Genomic DNA, 19486 nt, shown 5'->3' with positions numbered 1-19486 from the left:
GCCCGGTGCCGAAGCGGACCGGTCTGCCAGACTTGCGCCGTGATCGCCGACGACCCGACCACCCGCCGCCGCCGTCGCTGGCACTGGCGGACGCTCGACACCGCCGCCGGCGGCCTCGCCCTCGACCTCGGGCTCTACGCCGCGTCGACCGTCTTCGCCGCGATCACCGCGGTCACGTCGACCCTGCTGCCGCACCGGGCCTGGGGGACCGTCGCCGCAGCCGGATACCTGGTCGCGACACTCGTGGTGACCGCCCAACTGCTGCTGCGCCGACGCACCCCGACCTCACCGCTGGTCGGGCTGCCAGCCCGCTGGGCGGTCACCGGTCTCGCATGGGCGGGCACCGCACTGCTGCCTCTGCTCTGGCAGAGCATCGAGCGGGCCGGCGGGCGCACCGACCGGGCCCAGGAGGAGGTGCTGGTCGTGGAACACGCCGGCGCGCGCCTCCTGGAACACGGCACCCCGTACCTGGGACCGGACGCGATCGCCGCCCTGCCACCCGGCGAGCAACTCATGGGCTACACCCCTTACCAGCCCGGCATGGCGATGTTCGGCCTACCCCGAGCACTCGTCGACACCTGGTGGACCGACTCCCGAGTCTGGTTCGCGGTGGGCACCGCACTGGCGCTCGCCCTGGCCGTGAGCGCCCTGCGCAGAACACCTGCCGACACGGACGAGGCCGGCACCGCTCACCGCCGGAACGCCGCGCTGCTGCGCGGCGTGCAGGCCGCCACCGTACTGCCGATCTGCGCCCTCACCCTCGCCACCGGCGGCGACGACCTACCCGTACTCGCGCTCTGCCTGCTGGCCCTCGCGCTCGCCGCCGCCGACCGACCCGGCCGGGCCGGCCTCGCGGTCGGGCTCGCCGGCGCGCTGAAGCTGTTCGCCTGGCCGGTCGCCCTGGTCCTGATCGTGTGGGGTCTGACCCGACGCGCCGGCGCGCGGGTCGCCGCCGGCGCGATCGGCCTGCCGGTCGCCGCCCTCCTGCCCGCGATGCTCGTCGACCGCGACGCGCTGACCGAGAACGTGCTGCGCTTCCCCCTCGGCCACGGCCTGGTCACCAGTCCCGCACAGTCCCCGTTTCCCGGCTACCTGATCGCCACCGGGCTGCCCGCCGGCCGGCTGATCGCCGCCGCGCTGCTGGTCGCGGCGGGCATCGCCATCGCCGTCCGACTCGCCCGCCGCCCGCCCCGCACCGCCGTCGCCACCGCCGTCATCTGCGGGTACGGGCTACTCGCCGCCATCGCCCTGATGCCCTCGACCCGCTTCGGCTACCTGCTGTACCCGCTCGCCCTGCTCACCTGGGCACCTGCCCTGCACCGCCCCACCGACACGCCGCCGACCGCAGTTCCCGGCCATCTGTCCGGTCGGGCCACTTCCGCGTAACTGCCCGGCGCGGGACCGCGTCAGGGCGTAGACCTGAAGGCATGACGACCTACCGCGACCGGGCCGACGCCGGCCGGGTGCTCTCCGACCGGCTCACCGCACTCGTCGGCGAACCCGACGTCGTCGTCCTCGGCCTCGTCCGTGGGGGCGTACCCGTCGCCCGGGTCGTCGCCGAACGCCTCGGCGCGCCGCTGGACGTGCTGGTCGTCCGTAAGCTCGGGATGCCGTGGGCCCGGGAGGTCGCCTTCGGTGCGCTCGGGCCGGGCGGCGTCCAGGTGCTCAACGACGCGGTGGCCAGCCGACTCAGCAGCGACGACATCGCCGAGGTCAGCCAACGGGAGCAGGCCGAGCTGGAACGCCGGGAACGGCTGTACCGGGGCGGTCGCGCACCACTGAACCTCACCGGGCGGACGGCGGTGATCGTCGACGACGGTCTCGCCACCGGCGCGACCGCCCGCGCCGCCGTGGAGGTCGCACGCCAACTCGGAGCGAACCGGGTCGTGGTAGCGGTCCCGGTCGGCGCGCAGGAGGCCTACGAACTCCTCGCCGCCGAGGCGGACCAGGTCATCTGCACGCAACGTCCACCGGACTTCGGCGCGGTGAGCGTCTACTACGACGACTTCCACGAAGTTTCCGATGAAGAAGTCACCGAGGCGCTCACAGCAACTGCATAGGTACACCAGGTACCGTCGTGCGATGAGTAGTCTCACCTGTCCCAAGTGTCGCGGAGAAATGCGCCAGTACGAGCGCAGCGGAGTCGTCATCGACCAGTGCGGGGAGTGCCGAGGCATCTTCCTGGACCGCGGTGAGCTGGAGAAGCTCTTCGAGGCGGAGGCCAACTGGAGCCGCCAGCAGGGCGGCGGCGCGCCGTCGCAGCCCGCCCAGCAGCCGGCCGGTTACCCGCCGCCTCCGCCGCCCCCGGCGCCCCACCAGCCCGGCTACGGTGCCGTTCCGCCGCCGCCGCCCGCACACGGCTACCCGCCGGCGCCGGCTTACGGCCACCAGCAGCAGCACCACGGCTACCACGGCCACTACCGGCAGAAGAAGCGCAAGGGCTTCCTCGACGAGATGTTCGGCTGAGCCCAGGCCGACCTCGCGCCCGGGTCGATCAACGCGTCGACCCGGGCACAACGCCCACACCGCCGGTGGTTGGTGGGCGGAACTCGCCGTGCCAGGCTGGTTCGCATGACCGCGATCCGACCCGACGAGGCGTTGGCCCAGGCGTACGCCGGGATCAGCGCAGTGGTCGACGCCCTGGATGACACCGGCCTGCAACGAACCACCCGCTGTCACGGCTGGCTCGTCGCGGACCTGCTCCTCCACGTGCTCGGCGACGCCCAGCGCGCGCTTGTCGCACTGGCCAGCCCTGCGGACGGCCCCGCCGACGTCGACGACGTCAGCTACTGGCGTGACTTCCCCGGTGGTGGCGACGAGGCCACCCGGCACGCCTGGTGGGTCCGCCGCTCGGCCGCCGCGTTCGACCGCCCGACCGGGATCGTCCGGCTCTGGCGCGAGACCGCCCCCGCGGCGGTCCGCGCCGCCGCGTCAGCCAACCCGCAGGGGTACGTGACCACGCAGGGACACGTGCTGCGCGTACCGGATTTCCTCGCCACCCTGACGACCGAGGCTGTCGTTCATCACCTGGACCTGATCGTGGACCTGCCCGACGCGCCGCCCCCGGGTCCACTGGCGACACGTGTCGCGGTGGCCACCATGGACGGCCTGCTCAGCGACGACACGGTCCGCCCCGTCGCCTGGAGCGACCACGATTTCCTCCTGAAGGCGACCGGGCGCGTGCCGCTCACCGACCGGGACCGACTGGAGTTGGGCGAGTCGGCGGGCTGGTTTCCACTGCTCGGCTGAGCTAGCCGATGGCCATGTCCACGAAGCGCGACAGGTGCAGCTGGGCGGCTACGGTCACGGTGTCGGTAGGGCCATTTCGATGCTTGGCAACAATAAAATCCGCCTCGCCCGCGCGCGGGGACTCCTTGTCGTAGTAGTCGTCGCGGTGCAGAAGGATGACGACGTCGGCATCCTGCTCAATTGAGTTGTGGGTGGCGATGCCGTTCGCGATGAAGTTGTGCTTCCCGAGCACGGTCGCGTCGAACACCTCCTGCTCACCGATCGACTCAATAGAGACGATCGAGTCCCAGAAGATGTCATTCGTGGCGTGCAGGTCCAGGTCGGCCGCATCAAGGACGCCGGCGATCGCCGCCAGTCGGGAGCGGCTGGGGGCATGCTTCCAGAGGGTGCTGCCGCAGAACTGGGTGCCGATCGCCTTAGCGAACTCACGGTGAGTCATGCCTTGCTCGACCAGAATCTCCTTGACTCGGGTCCAGACCTCTCGTGGCACGGTGTCGACGTTGGTGTTGCTCTCCGTCGTTTCCAACGCGGCAAGCAGAGCGGCGCAGCCGTCCGACCGCTGCCCGTACACGCCGATCTCGCGCAGGAACCTCAGCTGGTCGTCCCGACCGGAGATGTCGAGCGTGTACTGAGGACGGTGCCCCGAGACCGGCACCACCTTCAGTCGGGCCGTGATGCCGTACCTCAGAAGAAGTCGAGAGATGTCTTCGAGCATTCGCCGGCTCGTGGACGAGAAGTAGACGCGCCCACCGCGCCCTGAGCTGTTGACGGTCACCGAACCATCGGTGGCCCACAGGTGCCGCAGGAAGGAAGTGATCTGCTCCTTGGGCAGGCTGAAGACGGCCGAAGGGAGAAACTTCTCGTGCGATCTCAAACCGAAGAGGCCTAGGTCGTCCAGCCAAGCGGCGATCGGGTTACGCCGACCGCGAGCCAGGCGATAGGGCGCTGGCAGCCGCAGGGTCGTCACCCTCGCAGCCGCGTAATCGTCACGGACGGCGGAGATCCCGAAATGCTTCGCCGCGTCGGACACGGCCTGCAGGTTCAGCTCGTCACAGCTCGCGTATCGAATGGGTTGACGTCGCACGAAGGATCCGTCGCCCAACAGGTGCGCCAACATCACCACCTCCGCGTCGACCCACGGGCGGGTCATCATCGGCGGCGGTAGGTGGCGTGGCGTGGCGATGCGATCTCCCGGCGACAGCTCACCGAGTGGCACCCACCCCGTGAAAGCCAGGAAGGGGTGATTCGCTGTGGCATCGATCTGCTTGCCCGATGCCAGGGTCAGCCGGAACACCTCGCGGCTGCCGCTCGGGAAAACATGGGTCATCGTGCGGGGCGTGTACCGAAGGCTCTCGTCCAACGCCCAGACCGGGATGTCTTTGGCGTTATTCGACAACAACTCACCGAGCGTGATCTCAGTGTTGTCATCTGCTCGAACCACTCGGGTCTCCGCCGTGAGGCAGCCAGACTCACGCAGGTCGGACAGCTGGGGCCGTTTGTCGGTGCGCTGCTCGGGGCCACGGTTCAGCTGACTCACCGCGATGACCGGGCACTCGACCTCCTTGGCCAGCAGCTTGAGGCCACGGGAGAGGTCCGCGACCTCCTGCTGACGACTCTCGGTGCGCTTCGGTGAAGTCATCAGCTGGAGATAGTCGACCACGATCATCTTGAGGTCGTGCCGCTGCTTGAGCCGCCGAGCCTTGGCCCGGATCTCCATCAGGTTCATGCTCGGCGTGTCGTCGACGAAGAGGGGTGCCTCGCTGATCTCGCCCATGCAGCGGGCCAGCTTCGTCCAGTCGTCGTCGGAGAGCTGCCCGCTACGCAGCACGTGCAGTGGCACCCGCGCCTCGGCCGAGAGAAGTCGCATGACGATCTCGACCTTACTCATTTCGAGCGAGAAGATGGCCGCCGCCTGGTTCGCCCGAATTGCAGCGTTTCGAGCGAAATCCATGCTTGCTGTTGATTTGCCCAACCCAGGCCTACCGGCGACGATCACCAACTGACCGGCGTGCAGGCCGTTGAGCAGCCGGTCCAGGTCGCTGAAGCCGGTCGGCACGCCGGTCATCACACCGCCCTGCGCACCCACCGCCTCGATCTCGTCCAGCGTCGGCTGCAACATGTCAGCCAGGATCGCGAAGTCCTCACTGACCCGGCGTTCGGTGACGTCGTAGACGGCCTGCTGGGCAAGGTCCACGATGTCGTCCACGTCGCGGCTACCGCCACTCGCGGTGCCGTAGCCCAGCTGCACGATCTTGGTGCCGGCCTCGACCAGCCGGCGCAGCACCGCCCGTTCGCTGACGATCCGCGCGTAGTAGGCCGCGTTCGCTGCGGTGGGCACGCTGGCGATGAGGGTGTGCAGGTACGGTGCGCCGCCGATACGGGCCAGGTCACCGGAGTCGGTCAGGGCGGCGGCCACGGTGATCGGGTCGGCCGGCTCACCCCTGCCGTAGATGTCCAGGATGGTGTCGAAGATGGTGGCGTGCACCGGCCGGTAGAAGTCGTTGGTCTTGAGGATCTCGACGACGTCGGCGATGGCGTCCTTGGAGAGCAGCATGCCGCCGAGGACGCACTGCTCGGCTGCCACGTCCTGCGGTGGGGTCTTGTCGAACTGGCCGTCCCGCTGCGCCGGTGGTTGGCCTCCGCCGGAGCGTGAATCTGCCCGCATGTCGTCAGTGACCGACACGGGTCCCCCCTCCACTGCGCCGAACCCGATCCCAGCTCTACCGCTGGGGTACGACGCTTCCGTCCGACCAGGCCGGCCGATCGGGGGCCATCAGGCCGGCGGTCGAGGGCCAACCATACGGACCCCGAGGTCAGAGACTCAACAACACCGGTGGACGAGCCTCGGGACAACCTGTGGATGCCGGTGGACAGCATGTGCGTGGAGTGTGCACAGCCTGTGGATAACTGTTGGGGAATTCTTCCTCACAACTGCCTGACCTGCGAAAACATGCTCCCCAGCCTGTGGAGGAAGATATTTCGGTCGGCTCTGTGACACGATCGTCCCGTACTATCTCCAGCGAACGGCTACACCTGGACAGCGGATTCCGCTTTGGGTTCAGAAGGGTCACACTCCGGCCGTGAGTTACCGGGACTGGGGACGCGGGGATGGCAGCCCGCGCGAGCGCCCGCCGACCGCCTCGTGGAGTGATCGCGCGGCGTCCCTTCCGGTTGAGCCGTACGACGAGGAGGGGCGCTACCGCACCTCCAGCCGACGGCGTGCGTTGGACCGCGGCCAGGACGAGCCCGTCGACGCCTACCTGCCTCGATGGGCCCTGGAGTCGGGTGTCCGGCACGCCGACGGCGGTGGACGCCACGCGGCCCCGGACGAGGACGAGCGCGAGATACCCACGTCCGGTGCTGGGCGGCGGTCGGCCGAGTCAGCGAGCGGCCGGCGGCGGGGCGGCGAGACAGGATGGCGCGAGCAGGCGGCGATCGGCGCCGCGCCCGACTCGGACCACACTCGGGAGTGGACCCTCGACCGTCCGCAGGAGCAGGGGTACGCGGGCCGTCGTCGCGCCGACAGCGGGGAGGACGAGCCGGTCTCCGGCACGGTCCAGGAACGCCGTCCTCGTCGTGCGTCCACAGGCCGTCCGCAGGTGGTCTGGTCGGGTGGCGATCTGGAGTCCACCCCGAGCGAGCCCGCGCCCGAGCCGGAGGTGCGGCGTCCCACCCGGCGCAGCCGTCGTGCGGCCGAGGAGTCCTGGTCGCGTCCGCCGGCTGACCCGTGGGTGCGGGGCTCCGACCGGGTGGTTGAGCCAGAGCCGTCGTATCCGCCCGCTGTGGATCCGTGGGACGCCTCGGGCGTGCACGCGTGGCCGTCGGCGGCTGGCACGGACCTGAGTGAGCAGTGGTCGGCGGTGGAGAGCGTCGGTGGTTGGGAGCGGTCCGACCGCACCGGCCAGTGGGAGCGGTCCGCCATCGAGGACGACCAGTGGGACCGTACGCTGGCACCGCGTTCTGACCGACCGGTACCTGCGGAGGGTTGGCCGGCACGGGACGAGGGGTTCTGGCCCGGCACCCGGCTGGCCGATGACGACCCCCGGTGGATGGATCCGACGACGTCGGCGCCCAGGTCACCGGTGGTGGGCTACACCGCTCCGCGCCCACGCAGCGCGCCCGTGCCGACCGGTGGAGCGTCACGCCGTCGGGCGGACCGGCCTGCGGTCGGGGCAGCGTCGGTGCGGCGGCGGGTCGAATCGGCGGCCACCGGTGCGTTCTCTCGGCGTCTTGAGGACGATCTACTCGACCCGGATCCGGGCGGCTCGGTCCGGCCGTTGCTGTACACGGCCGCCTGCTATCTGGTGCCCGCGATGCTGATCTTCGTCTGGCTGTTGACGTTGGACGGCCAGGCACCGGCCGGTTGTGTGACCGACATCAGTGGAGGTGGCTGTGACTCGGCCCGGTCACGCGCGTTGGAGTCGCTCCTCGCCGGCTCGCCACGTTTCGGTCTCGCGTTGGTGAGCAGTCTGGTCGTGGCGGCTCTACTGCGTCGGGTGGGCACGACGTGGCGCTCGGCGACCATCGCCGTCGCCGCCGCGGTGGTGGGCGGCGGCCTGTCCACGGTGCTGATCAGCGCGGTGACCGGCCAGCCGATCGGGTGACCGCCCTGCGGCTCGGGGCTGCCCGGCTCGGATGTGCCCATTTGCCAGGCCCTGACGGGGTCGACTGACGACGTACGCACGAGGGCCCGCACCGATTTGCTCGGTGCGGGCCCTCGTGGTGGTGTTGCGGACGTCAGCCCTGAACGACGTTCAGGTTGAACGACGCGGTCACCTCGGGGTGCAGCTTGATCTTCACCGGGTAGGTGCCGGTCGACTTGATGTGACCGGGCACCTCCAGCCGACGCCGGTCGAGGACCGGGCCGCTGGCCGTCTTGACGGCGTCGACGATCTCGGCCGGGGTGACCGAGCCGAAGAGCCGTCCGCCGTCGCCGGCGCGGACCTTCAGGTTGACCTTGAGACCCTCGAGCTGAGCCTTGACCTCGTTGGCGTGGTCGAGGTCGCGGATCTCGCGAGCCCCACGGGCCCGCTTGATAACCGTGACCTGCTTTTCCGCGCCCTTGGTCCAGGCGATCGCGAAGCCCTGCGGCAGCAGGTAGTTACGGCCGTAGCCGTTCTTGACCTCGACGATGTCGCCTGGGGCACCGAGGCCGGACACTTCCTGAGTCAGGATGATCTTCATATCGGTGCCTCCTCTCAGCGGGTGGTGGCCGTGTACGGCAGGAGCGCCATCTCACGGGCGTTCTTGACCGCACGGGCGATCTGCCGCTGCTGCTGCGAGGTCACGCCGGTCACCCGACGAGCGCGGATCTTGCCGCGATCGGAGATGAACTTGCGCAGCAGCGCGGTGTCCTTGTAATCGATGTAGGCGATCCCGTCCTTGTCGAGCGGGTTCACCTTCTTCTTCGGCTTGCGCAGTGCCGCAGCCTTGGCCGTTGCACGTGCTCCTGGTTTGCGATCGCGAGCGCTAGGCGCCATTAGAACGGTGGCTCCTCGTCAAAATTGGCGCCCGAACCGGCACGCGCGGGAGAGGGAGCGGCCGAAGCCCAAGGGTCGTCGAAGTTGCCTCCGCCGCCACCCTGGTTGCCACCACCACCGCCGCCACCGAAGCCGCCGCCGCCACCGCCGGAGCGGGACATCTTCTGCACCTTTGCCGTGGCGTAGCGCAGCGACGGGCCGATCTCGTCGACCTCGAGCTCGATGACGGTGCGCTTCTCACCCTCGCGGGTCTCGTACGACCGCTGACGCAGCCGACCCGACACGATCACCCGGGCGCCGCGCTGCAGCGACTCGGCGACGTGCTCGGCGGCCTGACGCCAGACGGTGCAAGCGAGGAACAGCGGCTCGCCGTCCTTCCATTCGTTCGACGCCTTGTCCATGAAACGGGGCGTCGAAGCGACTCGGAACTTGGCGACCGCAGCCCCGGAGGGGGTGAACCGCAACTCGGGGTCATCGGTCAGATTGCCGATGACCGTGATGGTGGTGTCTCCTGCCATGACCATCTCCTCGCGCACTCAGCGTCTCGTCGTACAGGCTGCCAGAGCCCTCTGACAGAGTCGCGGAGGCTGATCCGGACGAACCGGGGGTTGAAGGCTTAGCGCATTTCCGGTCGGAGGACCTTGGTGCGCAGCACGGACTCGTTGAGTCGCAGCTGACGGTCCAGCTCGGCCACCGCAGCAGGCGTGGCCTGCAAGTCGACGACGGCGTAGATGCCCTCTGCCTTTTTGTTGATCTCGTACGCGAGGCGCCGGCGGCCCCACACGTCGGTCTTCTCAACCGAGCCACCCGCGGTCCGAATCACGTTCAGGTACGTGTCGAGCGACGGGGCGACGGTGCGTTCCTCGAGGCTGGGGTCGAGGATCACCATGATCTCGTAATGACGCAAGACGTGCTCACCTCCTGTGGGCTAAGCGGCCACGGTCCTTCCGTGGCAGGAGGTCTTGTGTCGCTGCCCGCACGCGCCGAGGGAACCCGGCCGGACGCGGACAACCTGACCAGGATACCCGGTCTCAACGATCATGCCCGGGGTGGTAGGTCAGCACGCGGACATGCCGACGGGGGCCCACCGTCCGACCGTCTGTCGGCCGATGATGGACCCCCGTCTACGAGGCCGCGAGGCGTCTGGTCCGCATTCCTTGGGTGGGACCTGGGGAGGAACGACCACACCGATGAGGTTGGACCGAAGACGCCCCGCGGAGCTTTATCGTGTTGTTACCTGACGATACAACAGCACTCGTACCTTGTCGGGGGGAAAAGCACAAATTGCCGAGATTTCCATCGGTGGCTGTCTGAGATGCGGGGGTCTCCTCCGCCGCGCCGGGCCGCACGGCGGAGGTGACCTCGCTGTCGGCCGTCGACCCTCCGGTGGCCTGCCACGGCGCATTCACGCCGCCGGAGGCACCGGGCACTGGTCGCCGGTTCACACGCATCAACGATCGTCGGTCCGGCCGGTGACGCGACCACCCCACGACACCGCCCGGCCGCCACCCGCCGGTCGGGCTCGCGACGTAGGCTCGCTCGCATGCGTATCGGAGCCCACGTCGATTCGACCGACCCGCTGGCGGAGGCGGCCGCCCGGTCCGCCGACACCGTGCAGTTCTTCCTCGCCGATCCACAGGGATGGAAGGCGCCCAAGCCCCGGGAAGACGCCGAGCGGCTACGCACGGCCGAGGTCGACCTGTACGTGCACGCGCCGTACGTCATCAACGTCGCCACCCTCAACAACCGCATCCGGATCCCCAGCCGAAAGCTGCTGCTCGGGCACGCCAACGCGGCCACCTCGATCGGGGCCAAGGGCCTGATCGTCCACGGGGGGCACGTCAACGCCGGGGACGACCTGGCCGTCGGCTTCGACAACTGGCGCAAGACATTCGCGTACGCAGCCGACTCCGGTGGCTTCGGCGTACCGGTCCTGATCGAGAACACCGCCGGCGGGGACAACGCGTGCGCCCGGCGACTGGACGCGCTCGCCCGGCTCTGGGACGCCGTGGGCGACTACGAGGTCGGCTTCTGCCTGGACACCTGCCACGCGTACGCGGGTGGCGAGGAGCTGCTCGGCCTCGTCGACCGCGTCAAGGCGATCACCGGGCGGATCGACCTGGTGCACGCCAACAACTCCAAGGGCGGGTTCAACTCCGGCCAGGACCGGCACGACAACCTGGGCGGCGGCACGATCGACCCGGAGCTGGTCGTCGCGGTGATCCGGGCGGCCGGAGCTCCGGTGGTCGTCGAGACACCGGGCGGTGTGGACGGCCAGGCGGCCGACATCGACTTCCTCCGTCAGCAGCTCGGGACGGCGAGCCCGGCAGCATGACCACCGGACAGCCCGGGACCGGGAAGGCCCGGCCCACCCCCGCCGGCTCGGACGCCGAGAGCCGACCTGCTGCCGCATCCGGGTCGGGTGCCCCAGCCCAGCCAGCTCGCTCCTCCGACACCCGCTTCGGCGAGAGCCCCGCGGAGACCGAGAGCACGGCGGCCGCCCCGGCCGTGAACGGCACCGCGGCCGTGAACGGCACCGCGGCCAATGACAGCACCGCGGCTGTGAACAGCACCGCCGCCAAGGACAGTGTCCCCGCCAAGGACGGCAAGGACAGCAAGAGCGGCACCGCGGCCAAGGACAGCAAGGACAACTCCCCAGCCACGGGCAGCGAGGACAGCAACGGCGGCAAGGGGAGCGAGGACGGCAAGGACGGCACCCCGGCCAAGGACGGCAAGGGGAGCGAGGACGCCGAGTCCAGCGCTCCGCCCAAAGACGGCAAGGACAGCCCTACGCAAGGCGCTGCGGCCGAAGCCAAGCCGCCGCCGACGAGGTGGTGGCGTTGGGCGGGTAAGGGCAAGAGAGCGGGCAAGGCCGACGGTGACACGAAGACCGACGGTGCGGCCACGCCGGTCGTTGCGGACCGTTGGGAGGCGTTCGCCTCCGCGCCGGAGCCGCGGCCCTCCGTCTTCACCCGGGCGGGCCGAGCCGTCGGCCGCTTCCTGATCCACGAGTGGACCCTGGCCACCCTCTGCTCGGTGGCGCTGGCCGTGCTGATGACCTGGCCGACCCTGCGCTATCCCCGCTACACGCTTCCCCAGGACTACTGGGACCCGAGCCTGCAGGCGTGGCAGATGGCCTGGTCCGGGCACATCCTGCTGGCCGACCCGGCGCGTCTGTGGCAGTCCAACACGTTCTTCCCCGAGCTGTGGAGCTTCGCGTTCTCCGACACCCTGCTCGGGTACGCCCCGGCCGGGATGCTCGGCAGCGGCCCCGAGGACGCGTTGCTGCGCTACAACATCATGTTCGTGCTGGCGCACGCGCTCGCCACGCTCGGGGCGTACGCGCTGGCCCGCCAGCTCGGGGCCGGCCGGATCGGTGCCGCCGTCGCCGGCGTCAGCTACACGTACGCGCCGTGGCTGCTGGCTCAGGCGGGGCACCTGCACGTGATCTCCAACGGCGGGATTCCGCTGGCGCTGGCAATGTTGGCGCGCGGGCACGGCTGGTCACTGCGGCACGGCTATCGGCCCGAGCGCCGGCACGACGGGTGGGTCTACGCCGGTTGGCTGGTGGCGGCCTGGCAGCTCAGCCTCGGCTTCGGCATCGGGCTGCCGTTCGCGTACTTCCTGGCCGGCGCTGTGCTGGTCGCTGTCGTCCTCTTCTACACGCGGCGGCTGCGCACCCGGCAGCCCGTGCCGTTCGGTCGCCGGTTGTTCGTCGCCGACGTGCTCGGCGGGTTGTTCTTCGCGGGTGTGGGTGCGCTGATGGCGTACCCGTTCTTCCAGGTGACCAAGCTGCATCCGTACGCCGAGCGGACCATCGCCGACATCAGCATCTTCTCGCCTCCGGCGTCGGGTTTCGTGACGGCGCCCTCCGAGTCGCGGATCTGGGGTGGTCTGCACGAGGGCGCTCGCGCCGCGCTGCCGTGGCACCCGGAGATGACCCTGCTGCCGGGCTTCGTGCTCTACGCGCTCGCCCTGGGCGGATTGTTCTTCTCGGCCTGGCGGCTGCGGCACCGACTGCTGTTGCTCGCCGGGGTGCTGGTGACCATGGCCTTCGCGATGGGCACCCGCTTCTTCGACGGCACCGTCACCTACGTGCCGCTCTTCGAGCACGTGCCGGGCTGGAGCGCGTTGCGTACCCCTGGTCGGTTGATGTTGTGGACCACGTTGTTGCTCGGCCTGCTCGCTGCCGGCGCGGTCACCGCGCTCACCGACCGGGTCCGCGAGTTGACCGCGCAGCGGATCCCGTCGTGGCCGGGGCCGTGGCTGCGGATGGCCACCCTGCTGCCGTTGCTGCTGGTGACCGTCGAGGGTCTGAACACCACGCCGCATCCGGTGGTGCCGACCCAGCCGGCCGCGATGCGGTCGGCGCAGGGGCCGCTGCTGGTGCTGCCCAGCAACCAGAGTCTGGACCAGCACGTGATGCTCTGGTCGACGAGTGGTTTCCCCGACGTGGTCAACGGCGGTAGCGGCTTCACGCCGCGTCAGCTCGACGACGTCCGTCGGGCGAGTCAGTCGTTCCCCGACCGGACCAGCGTCGAGTATCTGCGCTTGTACGGCGTCCGCACTGTGGTGCTGCTGCGCGGGCAGGTGCCGGGCACACCGTGGGAGCTCACCATCGATGCTCCGGTGGAATCGCTCGGCATCACTCGGGAGGAGGTCGGCGACGCGGTCGTGTATCGGCTCTGAACGTGGTTGGCCGGGTGGTTTTTCGGGGAGCCCACCCGGCTCCGGGCGGTCAGGCTTGATCCCTGCGCCGGGCGGGCTTCCCCGAAAACCTGACGTGGTCCGGGCCGCGTTCGACGTTGCGGGTCAGGTGCTGACCGGTTCCGGAGAGGGTTCGCTTTTCGTAGGTAGGCGCCAGCGGTCCAGCCAGGGGGCGTCCGGTGCGCCGTCGAGCACGCCGCCGTCGGGGTCGTCCGGGTAGTTCGCCCGCACCACGTCCCGCTCGGGGTGCAGGATCTCCTTGACGACCAGCACGCAGAGCACCACCACGGTGGCCAGCCGGAGCGTCGAGGCCAGCACGAACACCCCCTCCGGGAAGACCGGGCGACTGGTCGCTGCCCCGAGCAGTTCCCCGTAGAAGGCGACGAAGTAGCAGACCTCGGCGATCTGCCAGGCCAGGAAGGCCCCCCACTTCGGACGGGCGAGCACCACCAGCGGCAGCAGCCACAGCACGAACTGCTGGGACCAGACCTTGCTGAAGATGAGGAACGCCGCGACCACCAGGAACGCGAGCTGCGCCAGCCGCGGTCGGCGCGGCGCGCGCAGCGCCAGCACGGCGACACCGAGGCAGGCCAGCCCGAACAGCGCGTACGAGACGGTGTTGAGCGTGGGGATGTTGGCGTTCAGCCACTCGAACGGGCCGAGCTGAGCCGGGTCGTTGCCGACCTTGCCGTCCAGGTACCGCCCGATGTACCAGAGCGTTCCCCAGTCGATGGGCCGGGTGGTGTTCAACTCGAAGAAACGGTCCCAGTTCTCCGGGTACGCGCGGGCGGCCGGCAGGTTCACCAGCACCACGGCGGCGATCGCCGTACCTGTGGCGACGAGCGCGGCGCGGATCCGGTCGGCGCGCAGCGCCAGAACGAGGATCGGCCCGAGGAGGAACAGCGGCCACAGTTTCGCCGCGCCGGCGAGCCCGAGCAGCACCCCTGCCACCGCTGGCCGTTTCCGGGCCCAGGCCAGCAGGCCGAAGGCGGCCAGCCCGATGGCGAGCAGGTCCCAGTTGACGGTGGCGGTGAGCACCAGTGCCGGGGCGAGCGCGAACAACGCGGCGTCCCAGGGTCGTCGGCGACGAAGGGCCAGGATCACCGCCACTGTGGCCACCGCGAGTGCGCCCAACACCAGAGCGTTGAGGTTGTAGAACCACTGGCCCTGGTTGATGCTCGGGTCGCCGTCACCGACGGCGTGCACGGGCAGGCCCAGCGCCCCCATGAAGTAGCCGGTCAGCACCGGGTACTCGACCGGGTGGTCGCGGTAGGGAACCTTGCCCTCGTTGAGCCCTTCGGCGTAGTAGAGGGCCAGGACGTCGGTGTAGCAGAAGCGCGTGTACTGGACGTTGTTCTGCCACGCGCCGTCCTGACAGGGCGACTTCTGCACCCAGTGCAGCGCGAGCGTGAGGCATGTCAGCGCCAGCACGATCCGGACGGCGGTCCAGAAACGACGTTCCTGGCCGGCCGGTCGGTCCAGCGCTGTCGCGTGGTCGCCCAACGGCCCGCCGATCGCGCTGGACAAGCCGCGGACGAATCCGTCGGAGCGCGACGGGTGGTCGGTGGTACCGGCGTCGTCGATGCCGGGCGTCGACTGGGTGCTCATGAAGAGGCATCCTGCCGTACAACGGGGGTGCCCGTCCCGTCCCAACGCGGAGATCCCGGGTACGAAAACACCGCCGCCGGCCGGGACTTGTCGTCCGGCCGGCGGCGGTGTGCAGAGGGTACGGGTCAGTCCCGGTTCGGTGGTAGGCCGGGCAGCACTCCACCGCCGCCGCCACCGCCCCCGGGTCCACCAGGATTACCACCTGGGTTACCGCCGGGGTTGCCTCCCGGATTGCCGCCGGGGTTGCCTCCCGGGGTACCGCCGCGCGGGCAGAACGGATCGGTGAGCGGGTCACACGGCGGCCCGCCCGGGACCGTCGGCGGCGGTGGCGGTGGCGCCTCCTTGCCGTTGCCCTTGGTGACGTCACCCTCGCCGGTGACGCTGGGCAGGGGGATCTCCTCCTGGCCCCTCAGGGCGGTGTTCATGAATTTTTCCCAGATCGGGCCGGGAAGCGTCGAACCACCGATGTCCTTGCCGTTGGCGAGCCGGATCTCCGGCTTCTTCGGGTCCCGACTGCCCACCCACACCGCAGTGGCGTTCTGCGGGGTGTAGCCGACCGTCCAGGCGTGCGAGTTGTCGTCCTTGTCGTACTCCCAGGTGCCGGTCTTGGCGGCGGACTGGCGACCGCTCTCCAGCGAGAGGTTGTTCGACCCGGCCCCGGGGATCTGCTTCAGGACGCCGGTGACCTCGTCGGTGATCTTCTTGGGGATCCGCTGCTCAGGCTTGATGCGCTCGCTGCCGACCACCTTCCACTTACCGGAGTCCTTCTCCTGCTGCTCGACCTTCAGCACGAAGTGGGCCTTGATGTACTTGCCGTCGTTGGCAAACGTGGCCATCGCGTTGGCGTGGTCGAACACGGTGATCGGGTACTTGCCGAAGGCGGTGTAGTTGTCGAACGGGGTGGGGCCCTTTTTCGACAGGTCGAAGGCCTGCGGCGGGTCGACGCCCCACATGGTGGTGACGCCGGCCTTGCGGGCCATGTCGACCACCTTGCCGGCGCCGATCGTGTCGGCGACCCAGTAGAACGGCACGTTGTACGACTGGACCGTCGACTCTTCGAGGGTGCACCACTTGCCGCACTTGAGGTTGGTGCGGCCGGCGTTACCGATCGCGACCGAGGAGCCCTCCGGCTTGTACGGCGTGGGATCCCAGTGCGACTTGACCGAGATGCCGGCCTCGATGGCCGCTGCCAGGGTGTACACCTTCATCGACGAGCCCGGCTGGTGTCCGCCGGTCAGGTCACCGTTCTTGTCGATGTTCTTGCCGGCGTAGTCGAAGTCGGCACCGCTGTCACCGCCGTAGTAGGCGAGCACCCGACCCTTCTTCGGGTCGATCGACACCATTGCCGCCATCAGGTTCTTCGGCTGGTCGTTGAGCTCGGAGCCCTTCTTCGACTGCATCGCGGTGTTCTCCGCGGCGGTCTGCAGCTTCGGGTCGATGGTGGTGGTGATCCGGTAGCCGCCGTCGCGCAGCGCGTCCACGCAGCTCGTCTTGCCCTCCGCGCCGGAGTCGGAGCAGAGGCCCATCGCGTCCATCTCCTGGCGGACGTAGTTGATGACGTTGCCTCGCGGGCTGTCGACACCGAACCCGTTGCCGCCCTTCTTCGGCGGCAGCACCTTGGGGTACTCGGTGGGCGACGCGGGCCGGTCGGGGGCGTCCACCCAGCGTTCCTTCTTCATGCCGCCGATCACGTAGTCCCACCGCGCCTTGGCGTCGGTCGGGTTGACCGCCGGGTCGAAGCCTCGGTGCGTGTCGCTCGCCACCGGCTGCTTGATGACCGCCGCGAGCACCGCGCCCTCGCCCACGCTGAGGTCCTTTGCGGACTTGCCGAAGTAGGTCTGCGCCGCGGCCTCGATGCCGTAGGCACCGCGACCGAAGTAGATCACGTTGAGGTAGTGCTGCATGATCTCGGGCTTGCTGTACGCGTCGTTCAGCTTGGAGGCGAGGATGGCCTCCTTCACCTTCCGGCCGTACGTGTCGTCCTGGAGGTTCTCGAACGCGTTACGGGCGTACTGCTGGGTGATCGTCGAGGCACCCTGCTTGTCGCCGCCGGAGATGTTGTTCCATCCCGCCCGGACGATGCCCTTGTAGTCGACGCCCGAGTGCCGGTAGAAGTTGCGGTCCTCGGCTGCCGCCACCGCGTCCTGCACGTGCTGCGGGATCTGGTTGATGGTGACGAAGGTGCGGTTCTCGCTGCCCAGCTTGGCCAACGCGGTCTTGCCGTCCTTGGCGTAGACGGTGGTGGACAGCGGCAACGGCAACTCGTCGGGCATGACCACGTTGGTCGAGTAGTAGGTGAAGCCGACCACGCCGACGCCGGCGAGCATGATGAAGGCCGCGAACGCGGCGATCAGCAGGTTCATCCGCTTGCGCTTCTTCGACCGTCCCGCGCTCGAATCACCGGCGCCACGGCCACCTCGACCCGGACCGGTGGGGCCACCAGGGCCGCCGGGCCCACCGGAGACCGGTGAGACGCTCGCCCGCGCGACTGCGGCACGGCCACCCACCGACGCGGAGCCGACACTGGCCCGACCCGCCGAGGCGGTGCCGACCGAGGCCGCGCCGACGGCGGCGGCGCCGACAGCGGCCCGACCTGCCGGGGCGCCGGGCGCCGGGGACACGGGCACCGAGGCCCGGCCCGCGCCGGCGCGTCCGGGGGCCGGTGCCGGCGACACCGGCACCGAGGCCCGCCCGGAGCGGCCCGGGGTCGCCGAGCCCACCGAGGCGGATCCGGCGGCCGCGGCACCGCGCGGCGGCACCGAGGCCGATCCACCGACAGTGGCCCGTCCACCGGTGGCCCGCGGTGTCACCGAGGCACGGCCCGGAGTCGCCGCGCCGCCCTCCGAGGCCGACCAGCCACCCGCGCGGGAGTCACCGCCGGATCGGCCGTACGCGTTGGCCGCGCCGGGTCCGGGGTCACCGTCCGGGCCCGGGTACTGGGCCCGCCCGCGCGCAGAACTGGGATCGCCGTACGAGTTCATTCCTCACACCCTGCCGGTCGCGGTGGGGCGCGACTGCGCCGCCACCGGGTTGCCGTGAGTTGCTTCACCCGGGACGACGGCACGGGGGTGCCGTCTCGCCGAGGTACTTGCAGTATCAATCGGGCCAATCGGACTAACGAGCGGTCGACCGTCCCGGGTTTCGTCTACGGCCCCGGGGCCGGTCCAACCTGCTGCGTTCACCGTTGCGCCTCTCGCCTCCGCCGACCTGCGCCTTCGACCGCCACATCCTGCTCGCCGGCGCCGTCGTTGTCGCCGGCCAGACCGTCCCGGCCGAGCAGGTACTGCTCGACGAGATGGTTCCAGTCACAACCGAGGCACACCTCCACCACGAAGACCTGGAACTCACGCAGCGTCATCGCCAGCACGGGCAACTCGGTGAGTGTCCGGGCCTGCCCGGCGGACTGCTTGAGTTCGTCGCCGTAAATGTAGTGGACGAGAGTCAGATTCTCGCTGCGGCAGATCGGGCAGCGCCGGTCAGTCGGCTCACCGTGGAAGCGGGCGGCGTTCTTCAGGTACGGCGATGCGTCGCAGACGTCGTACGTGCCGACCCGGCCGGCCAGGAGCTCACGCAGCACTGCTCGCTTCTGGAGCGAGTAGTCGACGACCTGGCGCTGCGTACGCATGCGGAGAAGGGTACGCGGTCCGGCCCGAGCAGGCGACCATGCTCACAATCCGTGACGAAGACACCTCGGAGAGGGGGTTTGCCCTGGCCGGTGCGACCCGCTAACGTGCGATGTATCGGTCCGATACATCGCGGCGGTTACCACTTCACGCCGGAGGGTAAAGAGAGGGTGGCCAGTGCTTGAGTTCGCCATCCTCGGCCTCCTGCAGGAGTCTCCGATGCACGGCTACGAGCTGCGCAAGGAGTTGACCGCCAAACTCGGCGCGATCCGGGCGGCGATCAGCTACGGCTCGCTCTACCCGACACTGCGCAGGTTGCAGGCGGCGGGATGGATCACCGAAGCTGCCGAGACGCCCGCCACCGCCGAGGAGGTTCCCGCGCTGACCAGCCGACGAGGTCGGGTGGTCTACAAAATCACCGCGGAGGGCAAGGAACGCTTCGCCCAGCTGATCGCACAGGCCGGGCCCGAGACGTACGACGACACGGGCTTCGGGGTGCACTTCGCGTTCTTCGCCCGGACCGACCAGGCGACCCGCCTTCGCATTCTGGAGGGTCGCCGCCGCAAGATCGAGGAGCGTCGCGAAGGGCTTCGCGACGTGCTGGGCCGGGCGGCCGAGCGCCTCGACGCTTACACCTTGGAACTGCAGCGCCACGGTCTTGATGCCTGTGAGCGCGAGGTCCGCTGGCTGGAGGAGCTCATCGCCAACGAGCGCTCCGGCCGAGCCCCGACGGTCCCGAACATCGGGACAGCCGGCGGCCGACGAGAAGACAACAGCCCGCCTCCGCCTGGAGAGACCAGGAATGAGCGGCCGTGACAG

16 protein-coding genes are annotated in these 19486 nt (G+C 69.7%); 8 read left to right on the top strand and 8 right to left on the bottom strand.

Features of this window, described 5'->3' with window-relative positions:
* The first annotated feature begins 39 nt into the window (after positions 1-39).
* The 4 genes from FHU34_RS01630 (at position 40) to FHU34_RS01615 (ending at position 3249) form a co-directional block, all read left to right on the top strand.
* Positions 40-1386, top strand: coding sequence for a glycosyltransferase 87 family protein (locus tag FHU34_RS01630; protein ID WP_208744903.1), 1347 nt, complete (start codon positions 40-42; stop codon positions 1384-1386).
* Between the two features lie 41 nt (positions 1387-1427).
* Positions 1428-2060: a phosphoribosyltransferase gene (locus FHU34_RS01625; protein WP_145778359.1), complete on the top strand. Its 633-nt coding sequence runs from the start codon at positions 1428-1430 to the stop codon at positions 2058-2060.
* Positions 2061-2082: 22 nt separating this feature from the next.
* A complete protein-coding gene (locus FHU34_RS01620) occupies positions 2083-2466 on the top strand; it encodes a TFIIB-type zinc ribbon-containing protein (RefSeq protein WP_145778358.1) in 384 nt (127 codons plus the stop codon).
* 105 nt (positions 2467-2571) lie between these two features.
* On the top strand, positions 2572-3249 hold the full coding sequence (locus tag FHU34_RS01615) for a maleylpyruvate isomerase N-terminal domain-containing protein (RefSeq protein ID WP_145778357.1): 678 nt from the start codon (positions 2572-2574) through the stop codon (positions 3247-3249).
* Between the two features lies 1 nt (position 3250).
* On the opposite strand, the gene FHU34_RS01610 is transcribed toward FHU34_RS01615, so the two are convergent.
* Complete coding sequence (locus tag FHU34_RS01610) at positions 3251-5947, bottom strand: replicative DNA helicase (protein ID WP_145778356.1); 2697 nt, start codon at positions 5945-5947, stop codon at positions 3251-3253.
* 382 nt (positions 5948-6329) lie between these two features.
* Between FHU34_RS01610 and FHU34_RS01605 the strand changes: the two genes are divergently transcribed.
* Positions 6330-7853, top strand: a complete 1524-nt coding sequence (locus tag FHU34_RS01605) for a hypothetical protein (RefSeq protein ID WP_145778355.1) — start codon at positions 6330-6332, stop codon at positions 7851-7853.
* A 133-nt stretch (positions 7854-7986) separates the two neighbouring features.
* Here the strand turns inward: FHU34_RS01605 and rplI are convergent, their stop codons facing one another.
* The 4 genes from rplI to rpsF all read right to left on the bottom strand — a co-directional run bounded on the left by rplI (position 7987) and on the right by rpsF (position 9636).
* The gene (gene rplI, locus FHU34_RS01600; protein WP_145778354.1) at positions 7987-8433 is read right to left on the bottom strand and encodes a 50S ribosomal protein L9; all 447 of its coding nucleotides are present in this window, start codon (positions 8431-8433) and stop codon (positions 7987-7989) included.
* Between the two features lie 14 nt (positions 8434-8447).
* On the bottom strand, positions 8448-8729 hold the full coding sequence (gene rpsR, locus FHU34_RS01595) for a 30S ribosomal protein S18 (protein WP_051723758.1): 282 nt from the start codon (positions 8727-8729) through the stop codon (positions 8448-8450).
* Complete coding sequence (locus tag FHU34_RS01590; RefSeq protein WP_181518404.1) at positions 8729-9265, bottom strand: single-stranded DNA-binding protein; 537 nt, start codon at positions 9263-9265, stop codon at positions 8729-8731. Before FHU34_RS01590 ends, rpsR begins: the two co-directional genes overlap by 1 nt.
* Positions 9266-9345: 80 nt before the next feature.
* Positions 9346-9636, bottom strand: a complete 291-nt coding sequence (gene rpsF, locus FHU34_RS01585) for a 30S ribosomal protein S6 (protein WP_036411437.1) — start codon at positions 9634-9636, stop codon at positions 9346-9348.
* 636 nt (positions 9637-10272) lie between these two features.
* Between rpsF and FHU34_RS01580 the strand changes: the two genes are divergently transcribed.
* On the top strand, positions 10273-11064 hold the full coding sequence (locus tag FHU34_RS01580; RefSeq protein WP_145778353.1) for a deoxyribonuclease IV: 792 nt from the start codon (positions 10273-10275) through the stop codon (positions 11062-11064).
* Positions 11061-13418 (top strand): hypothetical protein, encoded by a 2358-nt coding sequence (locus FHU34_RS01575; RefSeq protein ID WP_145778352.1) that lies wholly within the window; start codon positions 11061-11063, stop codon positions 13416-13418. Before FHU34_RS01580 ends, FHU34_RS01575 begins: the two co-directional genes overlap by 4 nt.
* 123 nt (positions 13419-13541) lie before the next feature.
* Here the strand turns inward: FHU34_RS01575 and FHU34_RS01570 are convergent, their stop codons facing one another.
* From FHU34_RS01570 to FHU34_RS01560, 3 genes are all read right to left on the bottom strand, one after another.
* Entirely contained in the window at positions 13542-15044 is a 1503-nt protein-coding gene (locus FHU34_RS01570) for a glycosyltransferase family 87 protein (protein ID WP_145778351.1), read from the bottom strand.
* A 125-nt stretch (positions 15045-15169) separates the two neighbouring features.
* Positions 15170-18025: a transglycosylase domain-containing protein gene (locus tag FHU34_RS01565; RefSeq protein WP_145778350.1), complete on the bottom strand. Its 2856-nt coding sequence runs from the start codon at positions 18023-18025 to the stop codon at positions 15170-15172.
* 197 nt (positions 18026-18222) lie between these two features.
* Positions 18223-18669, bottom strand: a complete 447-nt coding sequence (locus FHU34_RS01560) for a DUF5318 domain-containing protein (RefSeq protein WP_145778349.1) — start codon at positions 18667-18669, stop codon at positions 18223-18225.
* Positions 18670-18844: 175 nt separating this feature from the next.
* Here FHU34_RS01560 and FHU34_RS01555 point away from each other — a divergent pair, with 175 nt between their 5' ends.
* Positions 18845-19483 (top strand): PadR family transcriptional regulator, encoded by a 639-nt coding sequence (locus tag FHU34_RS01555; protein WP_030331823.1) that lies wholly within the window; start codon positions 18845-18847, stop codon positions 19481-19483.
* Positions 19484-19486 lie beyond the last annotated feature (3 nt).

Origin of the sequence: Micromonospora taraxaci (genome assembly GCF_007830095.1) — a bacterium.
Classification (GTDB): domain Bacteria; phylum Actinomycetota; class Actinomycetes; order Mycobacteriales; family Micromonosporaceae; genus Micromonospora; species Micromonospora taraxaci.
Note: the sequence above shows the minus strand (reverse complement) of the source record. Positions and strands in the feature narration are given on the sequence as shown.